Annotated in this window: 11 protein-coding genes; 3 read left to right on the top strand and 8 right to left on the bottom strand. The window is 66.6% G+C overall.

What is annotated here, in order from left to right; translation table 11 throughout:
- Position 1 precedes the first annotated feature (1 nt).
- Together PSR88_RS14350 and PSR88_RS14345 are read right to left on the bottom strand one after the other, a co-directional pair.
- On the bottom strand, positions 2-1,342 hold the full coding sequence (locus PSR88_RS14350; RefSeq protein ID WP_016882291.1) for a 2-hydroxyacyl-CoA dehydratase subunit D: 1,341 nt from the start codon (positions 1,340-1,342) through the stop codon (positions 2-4).
- Between the two features lie 28 nt (positions 1,343-1,370).
- On the bottom strand, positions 1,371-2,543 hold the full coding sequence (locus tag PSR88_RS14345; RefSeq protein ID WP_016882292.1) for a 2-hydroxyacyl-CoA dehydratase subunit D: 1,173 nt from the start codon (positions 2,541-2,543) through the stop codon (positions 1,371-1,373).
- A gap of 156 nt (positions 2,544-2,699) precedes the next feature.
- On the opposite strand from PSR88_RS14345, the gene PSR88_RS14340 reads away from it, so the two are divergent.
- Positions 2,700-3,806 carry a CaiB/BaiF CoA transferase family protein gene (locus PSR88_RS14340; protein ID WP_016882293.1) on the top strand — a complete coding sequence of 369 codons (1,107 nt, stop codon included), beginning with the start codon at positions 2,700-2,702 and terminating at the stop codon, positions 3,804-3,806.
- Positions 3,807-3,854: 48 nt separating this feature from the next.
- On the top strand, positions 3,855-4,724 hold the full coding sequence (locus PSR88_RS14335; RefSeq protein ID WP_029539079.1) for a PaaX family transcriptional regulator C-terminal domain-containing protein: 870 nt from the start codon (positions 3,855-3,857) through the stop codon (positions 4,722-4,724).
- Positions 4,725-4,792: 68 nt separating this feature from the next.
- On the opposite strand, the gene PSR88_RS14330 is transcribed toward PSR88_RS14335, so the two are convergent.
- From PSR88_RS14330 to PSR88_RS14315, 4 genes are read right to left on the bottom strand one after another with little or no spacing between them, the layout of a single operon-like run.
- A complete protein-coding gene (locus PSR88_RS14330) occupies positions 4,793-6,229 on the bottom strand; it encodes an aldehyde dehydrogenase (protein ID WP_016882295.1) in 1,437 nt (478 codons plus the stop codon).
- Between the two features lie 36 nt (positions 6,230-6,265).
- Positions 6,266-7,372 carry an NAD(P)-dependent alcohol dehydrogenase gene (locus PSR88_RS14325; protein WP_016882296.1) on the bottom strand — a complete coding sequence of 369 codons (1,107 nt, stop codon included), beginning with the start codon at positions 7,370-7,372 and terminating at the stop codon, positions 6,266-6,268.
- Between the two features lie 57 nt (positions 7,373-7,429).
- Positions 7,430-8,659 (bottom strand): NAD(P)/FAD-dependent oxidoreductase, encoded by a 1,230-nt coding sequence (locus PSR88_RS14320; protein WP_016882297.1) that lies wholly within the window; start codon positions 8,657-8,659, stop codon positions 7,430-7,432.
- A gap of 4 nt (positions 8,660-8,663) precedes the next feature.
- Entirely contained in the window at positions 8,664-9,986 is a 1,323-nt protein-coding gene (locus tag PSR88_RS14315; RefSeq protein ID WP_016882298.1) for a cytochrome P450, read from the bottom strand.
- 343 nt (positions 9,987-10,329) lie between these two features.
- On the opposite strand from PSR88_RS14315, the gene PSR88_RS14310 reads away from it, so the two are divergent.
- Positions 10,330-10,650 (top strand): 2Fe-2S iron-sulfur cluster-binding protein, encoded by a 321-nt coding sequence (locus tag PSR88_RS14310; RefSeq protein ID WP_029539081.1) that lies wholly within the window; start codon positions 10,330-10,332, stop codon positions 10,648-10,650.
- A gap of 22 nt (positions 10,651-10,672) precedes the next feature.
- On the opposite strand, the gene PSR88_RS14305 is transcribed toward PSR88_RS14310, so the two are convergent.
- Both PSR88_RS14305 and PSR88_RS14300 read right to left on the bottom strand, forming a co-directional pair.
- The gene (locus PSR88_RS14305) at positions 10,673-11,608 is read right to left on the bottom strand and encodes a helix-turn-helix transcriptional regulator (protein ID WP_016882300.1); all 936 of its coding nucleotides are present in this window, start codon (positions 11,606-11,608) and stop codon (positions 10,673-10,675) included.
- Positions 11,601-12,728, bottom strand: a complete 1,128-nt coding sequence (locus tag PSR88_RS14300; RefSeq protein WP_016882301.1) for a LuxR C-terminal-related transcriptional regulator — start codon at positions 12,726-12,728, stop codon at positions 11,601-11,603. Before PSR88_RS14300 ends, PSR88_RS14305 begins: the two co-directional genes overlap by 8 nt.
- Between the last annotated feature and the right edge of the window lie 120 nt (positions 12,729-12,848).

The following is a 12,848-nucleotide window of genomic DNA, read 5'->3' as shown; positions in this document are numbered from 1 at the left end:
GCTAGCCCACTGACTTCATCCGTTGTACGTCGATGGCCTCGAGCATGGCCTCCAGACGACTGTCGAACAGTTCGTCGTTGTAGAACGACGCGTCGGCGACGTCGCCCTCGAAGAAGAACGACTTGACGCCACGCTCCGACTCGGCCGCACGGGCCAGCATCGTCTGCGGATTGGTCATCGCCCGGCACGTCCGGGTCGAGTGGAACGCGATCCCGTCGATGGAGTACTCGTCCAGGCGCCGGAGCAATAGCTCCTGCAGGTTCTTCAATCCGTGGTTCAGTGGGCAGAGCAGGTAGTGCTGGGCCATGCCCCGGAGGGGATTGTCCACGTCGATGAGCTGAGGCTCCTGCCAGAACGACTCGTGGGTGTAGCGGCCGGCGACGACGGCGACGTCGTACTCGGCGAACTTCCGGGTGAGGAAGCCGAGCTTGTTCCAGTTCATGATGCCGTCGAAGTACACACGGTAGCGTTCGTCCGCGACCGCGCTGACCCCGTCGGCGACCCGCTGTTCGAGTTCGGCCTTCACCCCGGCGAAGTAGTCGACGAGCCCCTGGTTGCCGGGCAGGAAGTTGATCGGTGCGATGCTCGCGACCCAGTCCCAGTAGGTCGCCGGAGTGGGGGCCTGCGTGCAGAGTGCCATTCCCTCCAGGCGCAACTCGGACGCGCGTTTGATGTAGGACATGCTCTCGCTGAGCGCATCCCAGTCGAACGGCCGACCCGTCTGGTGCTCGAGGAAGGCGATCAGCTCGCGCAACTGCTCCTCGACGTACTTGCCGACCTCGTCCCACTCCTCGCCCCGCATGTAGCCGGCGTCGGGCTTGTTGCCCCACAGCATGGGAATGGAGACGTTGAACAGCGGGAGCTTGCGATCGAACACCCGGTACGTCATGGCGTCCCACTGCTGTCCGGTGCTGCATCCGGCGTAGCCGTTGACGAAGAAGTCCGGGGCCGGCAGTTTGCTTGCCAGTTCCTGCTGGTCGACCATGCCGACCACACCGGTCTCCCGTTCGGCGGCGGATTGGTGTGTCAGCACGGCGCAGCCCAGATGTGTTCGCGCGTAGGAGCAGAGCTCACCGATGTAGCCGTACTCGGCACCGGCCGCCTGGGCGGGTCCTTCGAGGTGCTGGGCGGCCAGACGGGCGGCGAACGCTTCGCCGTGGCACCACTCCAGGCCCGCGGCCTGAAACAGTGGGTTCAGTGCGGCGCCGTTGTACCAGACGACATGCTTCCCGCGTTCCTTGGCGGTGAAGATGTTGTCCCAGTAGTCGGCCACCATCTTGCCGCCGACCCGTGTACTCGACAAACGGCGGGCCTTTTCCTTGCTGGTCTGTTCGATTGACATTGCAAACTCCTCTGAGGGTGAGTCGATTTCAGGACGGGACGGGTGCGGGCTGGCGGCGAATGCGCTCCACGAAGGTCTCGATCTTCGTGCGGAGTGTCTCGACGGGGTTGCCCTCGTGCTCGGTCTCGAGGAGTAGCAGCGGAATCCCGCGCGCGTCGAGCGCCTTGCGCAGCTCCGGGTAGTAGAGCATGTGGGGTTCGCAGAACTTCGCCATCAAGACGACGACGCCGTTGGAGCGACTCTTCTCGAGTGAGTCGATCAGGTAGGTGTCCCAATCGACCCCGACGGTGACTCGTGTGGGGCACGGGGCGTTGTCGTTGCGGTCCAGGTACCACTCCGACAGCGCCGCCAATGGGTCGCCGTGCTCGGGCACGTCGGTCGAGATGTACCGGAATCCGGTGTACAGGTCGTCGTCGACGACGATCACTCCGGATTCCTCGATCACATCGAGGATTTCGGGGCGAGGGGCGTGGCAGAAGTGACCGGAGAGATGCAATCGCACCAGATCGTCGGGTGCGTCGGCATGGGGATCGAGGCGATCGAGGAGGCGGCCCAGCGCGGCATTGTGTTCTTCGATGTCCATCACCATGCTCGACTTCACCAACACCTGCATGTCGCTCGCGGTGATGCGCGCACGGCCGGTGCGCCGCAGGTCGTAGAGTTTCCGGAGCAGGCGTCGATTCGTATTGAACACCCGGATGCTGTGGGCGAGAGTCTCGTCCGTGATCGTGGCGCCGACGACGTCTTCGATCTCGTGCTTCAGTTCGTGCACTCGGCCCGCTACCCGCGGCTTGGTCCACGGATCGTCCATCGCGCTGGTGAATTGTGCGAAGTGCACGGGTTTCTCGGGTCGCGCCCAGCGGATCACGTCGACCGCGCCGAGGAGTTGCACGCAGTGGTCGGCGGCGACGAAGCCGTCGAAGACGTCGAGTTCACCGACCGCGGCCTGGTCGGCGACGCTACGTGTGTAGCCGCAGTAGAACTCGGCAAGCAGGTTGCGCCCCTCCGTGATCGGGGTGCGGCTCTCCTGCACGATCACCGGCAATGCGCCCGCCGCGTGCACGATCTCGGACGGAAAGTTCATCGGAAAGGAACCGATCACCTGCTTCCCGCGCTTCGCTTTCCACGCCTGGGCGTAAGTGACCGGGTCATCGGCAGTGGCTCGCAGCGACGACATGACGGTCGGATCCAGTTCGCTCACATCTAGCCTCTCGACTTCGTGGACGGTGACACTGCGACGACTGACGAACTGCGTCGCGGCGACCTGACTTGAGATATTACGTTATTGGATAGATAGTAGCCAGAGTTGTCAAACATTAGCCGCTGGAGAGCCGCGGCGTCCCCCTCGGAGGTTCCTGTGAAACGTGTGCTGGATGGACTGAAGATCGTCGAACTCGCCGGGATCGGCCCGTCGCCGCACGCTGCGATGCTGCTCGCGGACCTCGGTGCCGAGGTGGTGCGAGTCGAGCGTCCCGGGGGCGTGACGCAGTTGCTGCCCGTGGACAAGGACGCGGGACTGCGGAATCGCCGCTCCGTGAGTGCGGACCTCAAGGATCCCGCCGACCTCGCGAAGGTGCTGAAACTGGTCGACAAGGCAGACGTCCTCATCGAGGGATACCGGCCGGGTGCGGCCGAGCGTCTCGGCATCGGTCCCGACGTGTGCCGCGAGCGGAACCCTCGGCTCGTGTACGCCAGGATCACCGGGTGGGGCCAGGACGGCCCCCTCGCGCCGTACGCCGGCCACGACATCAACTACCTCGCACTCAGCGGTGCGTTGAACGCCATCGGACGGGAAGGTGAACGACCGCTCGCGCCGCTCAACCTGGTCGCCGACCTGGGCGGCGGTTCGATGCAGGCAGTCATGGGCATTCTCGGTGCCCTGTACGCGCGGGTGCAGACCGGGGTCGGAAATGTCGTCGACATCGCGATGGTCGACGGGGTGAGTGCGCTCATGACGATGTTCTGGACACTCACCGAGAACGGGCTGTGGTCCGATCGGCGGGGCACCAACGTCATCGACGGCGGAGCACCCTTCTACGACACGTACGAGTGCGCCGACGGGCGGTACATCGCGGTCGGCGCAGTCGAACCGGTCTTCTATGCCCAGTTGCTGGAGGGGCTGGGACTCGACCCGGCGGGTCTGCCGGATCAGTACGACGAGTCGGCCTGGCCGACGCTCCGGAAGAGCTTCGCCGAGGTATTCGCCACGCGGGACCGGGACTCGTGGGTACAGGCGTTCGCCCGGCTCGATGCCTGCGTGACACCGGTGCTGTCCTTCGACGAAGTGCCGGATCACCCGCACATCTCGGCGCGCAACACGATCGTGAGTGCGTTCGGACAACGTCAGCCGGCCGCGGCACCGCGGTTCGCGAGCGCGCACGACGCAACATACGACGCGCCCCGAACGCCCGGCGCCGACACCGAGGCCGTCTTCCGTGACTGGGGTGTCGATGACGATCGATGACCGGCCCACAAGGGGTGTCGTGGCACAGGGGCGACCCGATGCGCGACGATGACACTCATGTCTGACTCGAAACCGTCCGACTCGAAACAGGTGCCCGCACCCGACAAGGAGGTGGCGTCGACCGGCAGTGCGCGGTCCGTCCTCGTCACCGTGCTCGGTGAGCTCGTCGAACCCTACGGGCAGCCGGTGCGGACGGCTGCGCTTCTCTACGTCCTCAAGGGACTCGGATACGGGGAGCATGCCGCCCGGCAGGCTGTCGCGCGGACGGGTTCCGCGGGTCTGATCGCCGCAGACCGGAACGGTCGCGAGACGCTGTGGACGTTGACGGACAAGGCGCATCGGCTCTTCACCGAAGGGGAACTCCGGGTGTTCTCCACCGACGTGGACACCACGCAGTGGGACGGGCGGTGGCTCGTCGTGAATGTGCCGATCCCGGAGTCGCACCGCTCGACCCGCAAGAAACTGTATGCCGCGCTGCGGTGGGCCGGCTTCGGGAATCCGACGCCCGGCGTCTGGGTCACCCCCCACGTCGACCGCGCAGCGGAAGCGGCGAGAACCATCGAGGCCCTCGGATTGGCTTCCAGCACGGTCTCGTTCGTCGGGGCGATCGCCGTCCCCGGGATCCCCGAAGAGGAACTCGTCCGCCGCTCATGGGATCTGGACGCCGCCGAGAAGGAGTACGACCGACTCCTCGATCGATTCGACGCGCGCACATTCGAGCCGCGCGACGAGCTGCTCTTCGCGCACCTGGAGCTCGCGGACGCGCTGCGGCGTTTGCCCTACATGGATCCCCGGTTGCCCGAGGTGCTGCTGCCCGACTGGCGCGGGCTGAAGGCCGCGCGGCGCCTGCGAGACCTGCGCGCGGAGTGGACCCCCACCGCGCACGCGCACTGGCGTCGTATCGCCGGTCTCGACTGACCGCGCTCGGTGGTGGGCTTCACCCCGTGCTGCGGCCGTGCGGGTGTCGCACGACCGCGTCCACCGGGTCAGCGAACGTCGAGGTAGATGCTCTTGAGCTGTTGGTAGCTCGCGAGGCCCTCGGGTCCGAGTTCGCGGCCGAGGCCGCTGTTCTTGATGCCGCCGAAGGGGGCGGTGGGGTCGTTGGAGTAGCCGTTGATGCCGACGGTTCCGCTGGCGACGTTACGGGCGAATTGGGCTCCGCGTTCGGGGTCGGCGGTCCAGATGGAGCCGCCGAGGCCGTAGTCGGAGTGGTTGGCGATGGCGATCGCTTCGGCTTCATCGGTGTAGGGGATCACCGACAGGACGGGTCCGAAGATTTCCTCCTGGGCGATGGTGTGACCGGTTTCGACGTCGGCGAAGACGGTGGGTTCGATGAACCAGCCGTGGTCGGTGTTGTCGGGTCGTCGGCCGCCGGTGGTGACGCGTCCGCCGTCGGAGCGGCCCTTGTCGATGTAGCCCTCGACGCGGTGACGTTGCCGGGCGGAAACGAGTGGTCCCATCTGGGTGGCGTCGGACAGCGGGTCGCCGACGGTCAGTCCCTTGGCGAGGTCGGTGATGGTGTCGACGATCTCGGCGTAGCGGGATCGGGGTGCGAGGACGCGGGTGCCGAGCCAGCAGATCTGACCGTTGTTGAGCAGGGTTGCGGCGTAGAAGGATTCGAGGTCCGATGCCAGATCGGCGTCGTCGAGGATGACGGCGGCGGATTTGCCGCCGAGCTCGAGAGTGACCGGGCGGAGCAGTTCGCCACAGGTGCGGCCGATGGCGCGGCCGGCGGCGGTGGAGCCGGTGAAGGAGACCTTGTCGATGCCGAGGTGGGCGACGAGGTACGCGCCGAGGTCGCGTCCGCCGGGGACGATGTTGAGCACGCCTGCCGGAAGGCCGGCGGCGATGGCGGCCTCGGCCATGAGGAACGCGTCGAGGACGGTCTCGGGGGAGGGTTTGAGGACGACGGTGCACCCGGCGGCGAGGGCGGGGGCGAGTTTGAGGAACGTGATTGCCTGCGGCACGTTCCACGGGACGATGGCGCCGACGACGCCGATCGGGGAGCGGGTGACGAGGGTGGAACCGCCGAGCATGCCGGGCCGGATCTCGTCTTCCTGCTTGGCCGCCATCTCGGCGTAGTAGCGCAGCAGGACGGGCGGGAAGCCGCCCTCGAACTGCCGGGCGAGGGTGATGGGCATGCCGTTCTGGCTGCTCACCCGGGTGGCGGTGTCTTCGGCGCGGGATTCGAGTTCGTCGGCGAAACGGCCCAGCACCTCGGCGCGCTGAGCGGCTGTCCACGACGCCCAGTCGGTGAGCGCGGCGCGGGCGGCGTCGACGGCGTCGTCGATGTCGGTCTCGGTGCCCTCGGGGACGGAGCCGATCCGCTGCTCGGTGGTCGGGGAGATGACCGGGATGGTCGCGTCGCCGGACGGCCGTGCCCATCCGCCGCGGATGTAGAGATCGGGGTAGTCGATCGTCATCGGGTGTCCTTCGTGAGTGGTTCGGGGGGCGGGTGGTCAGTCGTGGACGAGGACGGGTTTGAGGACCTCGCCGCGGTGCTGGGCGTCGATGGCGTCGTTGATCTTCGTGAAGGGGAACGTGGTGACGAGCTTGTCGAGGGGGAATCTGCCCGACTTGTAGAGCTCGACCAGTTCGGGGATGAACTCGTCGGGGACGCTGTCGCCCTCGATGATTCCGGTGATGGTCAGGCCCATGGCAAGGGAGTTGATGATGTTCAGCGGCACCGACGACTCCGGGTCGGCGGGCACACCGATGAGACCGATCTTGCCGTGGAAGGTCATGGCGCCGACAAGCGATTCGATGACGGCGGCAACGCCGGAGGTGTCGATGGCGTAGTCCACCCCGGCGGGGATGATGGCCCGGACCTGCTCGGCGAGGGGGCCTGCGACGGGGTCGATCACGTGGGTGGCGCCGAGTTCGAGGGCGAGCTCACGCCTCGACTGGTGCGGTTCGACGGCGATGATGGTGCTGCAGCCCCGGACGACGGCGCCCATGACGGCGGCCAGCCCGACGGATCCGGCGCCGGCGATGAGGATCGCCGATCCGGGTCGGCAGTTCAGCGAGCGCATGACTGCGCCTGCGCCGGTCTGGATGCCGCAGCCCAGGGGTGCGAGGAGTTCGGCGGGGACGTCGTCGGGGACCTTCACGACGTTGCGTTCGAACGCGAGGCTGTGGGTGGCGAAGGAGGATTGTCCGAAGAACAGGCCGGTCAGCGACTCGCCGTCGGTGGTGGTGATCGGACCGGTGCCGTCGTCGCGGACGCCGTCGTAGGCGAGGTGCATGAACTGGTGGCAGTACGAGGGTGCCCCGGCGGTGCACGACGGACAGGTGCCGCAGCTGTTGAAGGTGATGGCGACCCGGTCGCCGGGGGCGACCTTGGTGACGCCGTCGCCGACGGCCCGGACGACACCGCACCCTTCGTGGCCGAGGACGGCGGGCAGTGCGGTGGGGAGGGCGCCGTCGCGGGCGGCGAGGTCGGTGTGGCAGATGCCGACCGCCTCGATCTCCACGAGCACTTCACCGGCCCGAGGACCCTCGATGGTGATCGGTTCGAGGGTGAACTCGGTGTGCGGTTCTCTCGCGACTGCTGCGAAAGCTTCCATCGTCAATACTCCATGTCTTGTGGGCCGGCCGGAGATGGCCGGCCGGAATCGAAATGCTCAGAGAACGGTTTCCCGCAACGCGACGACGGGATCGGCGAGGGCAGTGGCGTCGACCTTGGTGCGATTGCCGATGAACTTCTTGCCCGCCATGAATTCTGCTGCGGCGTTGACGGTCTCGACGGCAACGGGTATCCCGTCGCTGTCGAGGTGGAACAGGGCGAAGGAGGAGTCGGACGGGCTGCCTCGCAGGACCGCCCGGGTGTCAGGACCGACCATCCCCGCCATCTTCATCTTCAGGTCGAACTGATCGGACCAGAACCACGGCACTTCGTGCGGCGGCAGGGGTGCGTTCATGATGACAGCCGTCGCCTGCTTCGCCTGTTCGACTGCGCTGGGGATGCTTTCGAGCCGCACCATCTTGCCGAGCGTGTCGTGCAGGCGGTAGGTGACGTCACCGATCGCGAGGATGTTCGGATCGCAGGTGTGTGCCGAACCGTCGACGACGATACCCGCGAGACAGTCGATGCCCGATTGGCGTGCCAGAGCGTCGTTCGGGATTGCGCCGACACCCACCAGCACCAGGTCGCAGGGGATTTCGGTTCCGTCTCCGAGCACGACACCGTCGACTCGACCCGCCGTCCCGATGATCTCCCGAACCTCCGCGCCCGTGCGGATGTGGGTCCCGCGGTCCCGGTGGAACTCGGTGAGGACCGTCGACAGTTCCGGACTGGCCACCCGCGCCAGCACCCGGTCCTCCCGTTCGATCACCGTGACCTCGCATCCACGAGCGCGGGCCGACGCTGCGACCTCGAGACCCACGTACCCACCGCCGATGATGGCGAGTGCCGATCCGGTGTGCACGGCGTCGCGGAGCAGGGTGGCGTCGGCGAGGGTGCGCAGGCTGAGGACACCCTCGAGGTCGCTCCCCGGCAGCGTCAGGGTTCGCGGCGCGGCGCCCGTCGCGAGGACGAGCGTCGTGTACTCGAGGACTGTGCCGGACGCCGTCGTCGCGGTTCGGGCGTCGCGGTAGATCCGGACGACCGGATCACCCAGCCGGGTTTCGATCTGATTGTCGGCGTAGAACGTTTCCGGTTTGAGCCACTGGACGAACTCGTCGTCGGCGTACTTCTTCGACAGCGGTGGGCGGTGATACGGCGGATGCGACTCTTCGCCACAGAGGACGATGCGGCCGTCGAACTTCTGCTGCCGCAGCATGCCGGCGAGTGTGCCGCCGGCATGTCCGGCCCCGACGATCACCACGGTGGGTGTGGGGTGTGGCGTGCGCATCGTGCTAACCGGTGAACTCGATCTTGACGGGCATGTTCTTGAGCCCGCCGACGAAGTTGGTCTGGATCATCTTGGTGTCGTCCACCAACTCGAGCGACTCGATGTGGGGGAGCAACTCCTCGAACATGATTCGGAGTTCCAGCTTCGCCAGGTGCTGGCCGATGCACATGTGCGGGCCGTAGCCGAAGGCGATGTGCTTGTTGGGCCTGCGGGTGTAATCGAAGCGGTCGGGATCCGGGATGGCGTCCGCGTCGCGGTTGCCCGACTGGTACAGCAGCATGAAGCGGTCGCCCTTCTTGATGTCGCGACCGCGGAGCGTGTAGTCCTGGGTTGCCTGACGCATGAAGTGCTTGACCGGCGACGCCCAGCGCAGTGACTCGTTGACGATGTGCGGCGCGAGCGCCGGGTCCGCTTTCGCCTTCGCGAGCAGGTCGGGGTTGCGGCCGAGTTCGAGCATGCCGCCGGCGAGGGTGCTCGACGTGGTGTCGTGCCCCGCGGTGGCGATCGCGATGAAGTATCCGTAGGCCACCTCGTTGGGGTAGTACTCGCCGCTCTCGTCGCGGGCCACCGAGATGATCGTTGCGAGGTCGTCGCGGGGGTTGGCGCGCCGGTCCTGCAGCAGCCTCCCGAAGTACGCGTAGAAGTCCTGGATCGTGGCCACCCACTGCTTCGCGGCTGCGTCCGGGGTGAGCGGTTCGACGTCCTCACGGGCGGCGTCGGGATCGGCCGTTCCGAAGAACTCCTGCGTGAGTGCCATCATGCGGGGCTCGTCTTCCTCGGGCACCCCGAACAGGCTCATGATGACGTGCAGTGGGTAGTGGAGTGCGAAGTCCTTGACGAAGTCGACCCGCCCATCCGTCTCGCGGAGCCTGCCGACGGCGGCCTTTGCCAGGTCGCGGATGACCGTTTCCCACTTCGCGAGGTTGGTCGGCCGGAACCAGTCCAGCGCGATGTCCTTGATCGCGGTGTGCTCCGGCGGGTCGAGGTAGGTGAGGGTCTCGAGGATGCGAAGGCTGCCGTTGTTGATGCTCTTGGTGAATTGGTCGCCGGCCTGGTTCGCCAGGATCGGGTTGACGGAGCCCTTGTCCTCGCCGCCCGCGCTGGTGAAGATGTCGGGCTGGCGTTCGATCTCCATGATGTCGGCGTGCTTGCTCACCAACCAGATGGGGTCGTAGCCCTCGATCTCGGCGCGGCCCAGGGGGTTGTTCTCCCGTAGCCAGCGGTAGGCCTCGAACAACGCGTCGTTGTCCCGGTGTCCCTCGGGTAGAACGATCTGACGGGCGACGGTGTCCGGAATCAGTTCCGTGACCTGCTCTGTAGTGCTCATCAATTCCCCTTTGTGGTGCAGTGAGTTCCGGCGCCGTCTGTCGCGGCGCCCTCGCCGACTGGAGTGACTTCAGCCTGTCAGCCACGAGAGTGAGGGGCATCACACCATTGATCGAAAGTCGTCTACCTAACGGGGTATGTGTGCTGGGTCACGTGGACGGCGGCAGCCTCCTGTGGCGCAACTTCACCCCACCGGAGGGGGGTAATCCGTCGAAGTGGTGATGTGCCGGACCAGTGACCCGCGACACAATTTTCGGTACAGAACGCGGCCGGAATCCCGAGTCGGCAACCAGCTCGGCGAGACGGTCTCGCGGATGTCCACCGATCGATCAGAAGGAGTCGCCATGCCCACCGTCGTATACCAGCTCCCCGACGGCTCGACGTCGTCCGTCGACGTCCCCGCCGGCCAGAGCGTGATGGACGGGTCGGTACGTAACAACCTTCCTGGCATCGTCGCCGAATGCGGCGGTAGCTGCTCGTGCGCCACGTGCCACGTGTACCTGGACGGGGATTCCGCGCCGGCCTTCGAAGAGCCGACATTGGAGGAACAGGATCTTCTCGAGTTCCTCGACGGCGTCCAGCCGTGCTCTCGCCTCGCGTGCCAGCTCGTGCTGACGCCGGACGTGGACACCGTCACGGTGACCGTGCCGTCCTCGGACGCCTGACGCCTGACGCCTTCCGGCCGAGTCACCGGGTGGAGGACTGATACTTCGCGATCAATTCGGCGCGGTTGGTGGCGCCGAGTTTTCGGAGGATGCGTTTCACATGCGACTTGACCGTGTCGACCGTGATGAACAGTTCGGCGGCGATTGTGGAGTTCGACGCCCCGGTGAGAATCAGCCGGACCACGTCCGCCTCGCGTTCGGTCAGCGGGTCGAGCAGGCGCCGCTCGGCGTCGTCGTGCTCGGTACTGGCCGGCGCGAGGTCGGCAGACCCTGCGGTCACTGCGTCGAACTCGTTGTCGCTGCCCCACTGCTGGGCGGTTTCCCGGAGGAGGGCGTCCTGGCGGTCGCGACGGGATTCGAGCCCGACCCGCTCGAAGCATCCGCCGAGCACCTCGGCGAATACGCCCAGGGCGTGGCGTCGTGACCCGTCCAACGGTGTCCCGACGTGAACGAGCGCCGCAGCAGTCCCGTCGACGACGACGGGCACGACGGTGAAATCGTTCGCGCCCAGAGCCTCTCGCAGTTCGACGGGAACCTGGGAACCGACCGTGACCGTGTTCGTCTCGAGGGCACGCGCTTCGGGCGAATCTGCCGGAAGGCCGAACTCGGCGGGCAGCGCGGGCGTCCTGTCGGGGTCGGCGCTGAACGAGGCGAGGGGAATGATCCGGTCGCCGTCGAGTCGCGAGAGCACAACCTTGTCCGCGGAGCAGAGTTCGGCGACGCGCTCGCACGCTCGCCGCACGAGTTCCGCACTCGAGGCGGCGTCGTCGAGTGCGTGGACGGCGCGATCGATACCCTTCGCGAGTGCACCGATATCGGCGGTGCGCGTCGCGGCGAGTGCGTTCCTGCGGTCGAGGAGATCGACCAGACGCCTCCCGAGTTCGACGGCGTGCTCCGAAGTGGCCGTGCGCATTTCGGCGAGGGTGTCCGAGATGGCCCGATCGAGCTCGTCAGCCACCGTTCACCGTCTTGGCATGGGCACACAGCGCCGCCACCTCGGCTCGCGTCGAGACGCCGAGCTTCTTGAAAATCCGCTGGACGTGGGATTTGACGGTGCCGTCGGAAATGCACAGCCGACGGGAAATGGCCGCGTTGGTCGCTCCCGTCGCCATCAGCGTGAGTACTTCCCGCTCACGAGCGGTCAGCGTGTGGGCGCGGGGAACGATCGCTGCCTGCGTGGTCTCGTCCACGCTCGCAGCGCCGGCGCGCGGCAGCTCGGAGGTGGCCAGGTCCGGCATCGTGACGGGAGCCTGTTCGAGGTGTCGCAACGCCCGGGTGAGCCGCTGGACCTCGGCGTCGACGTGCTCGTTGCGCGCAAAGATCTGTTGTCGCAATTCGGCGCGCTCCCTCACCGAGGCGCAGACACCCGCCAGCGCTCCGACCATGTGGACGTCGGTGTCGGTCAGGCTGTCGCTCTGACGGTCCACGTGGATGATCGCCACCGCGCGCGAGTCGACGACGATGGGCACCGCGAGGTATCCCGCAGGACGCGACAGATCGATGAGAGGGCGGTACGTGTGCCGGTAGGTGTCCACGCCGTCCACGGCATACGGCCGGCGGCGCCGGACCAGTTCGGCCTCGCGGGGCGCCTCGCGCAGCGAGATCTCCCGGCCGTCGATCGCCGTGACGAGTTCGTGGAAGTCTCCGGTCAGCTCGGGATTGACAGCTAGCGCGATGGGAGACCAGGTGGAACCGCGAACCACGGAGAACATCGCCTTGCCGTACCCCAGGTTCGTGCAGAGTTCCTGCGTCACGATGCGGGCGATCTGGTCGGCGCCCGCGTCGATGGCGCGGACCACCTGCTGCAACGCCTCGAACTGCTCGGTATGTACGCGGAGCCTTCGAGCGATGTCGTCGCGGCTCGCGGTGTCCAGTCGTGTCACGAGTTCCGCGAGGCGCAGGGCCTGCTCGGGTGAGTCGAGGCCTTCCCGCAATTTCCGGGCCGCGAATGCGCGGATCACGGTCGGATCCGGTTCGCCGTCCGTCAAGCGGATGAGGTTCGGCTCGCTCCCGAGTAGCTCCAGCAACTCTGCAACTGCCTGCTCGGCAAGCTCGAACGAACTCGTCGAAATGACCACTCACCACTCCTTGCGCCGCGGCTGCCGCACCTGTGACACAACGCACAGTATAGAGAAGGTGTCACCTGGGCGTTCGTTACCGTCGGCAGCGTCAGTATCAATGTATATGGTCAGTCCAAT

Origin of the sequence: Rhodococcus sp. DK176 (assembly GCF_038447315.2) — a bacterium.
Lineage (GTDB): Bacteria > Actinomycetota > Actinomycetes > Mycobacteriales > Mycobacteriaceae > Rhodococcus_F > Rhodococcus_F jostii_A.
The sequence above is the reverse complement of the archived record's forward strand: the minus strand, read 5'-3'. Positions and strand labels throughout refer to the sequence as shown.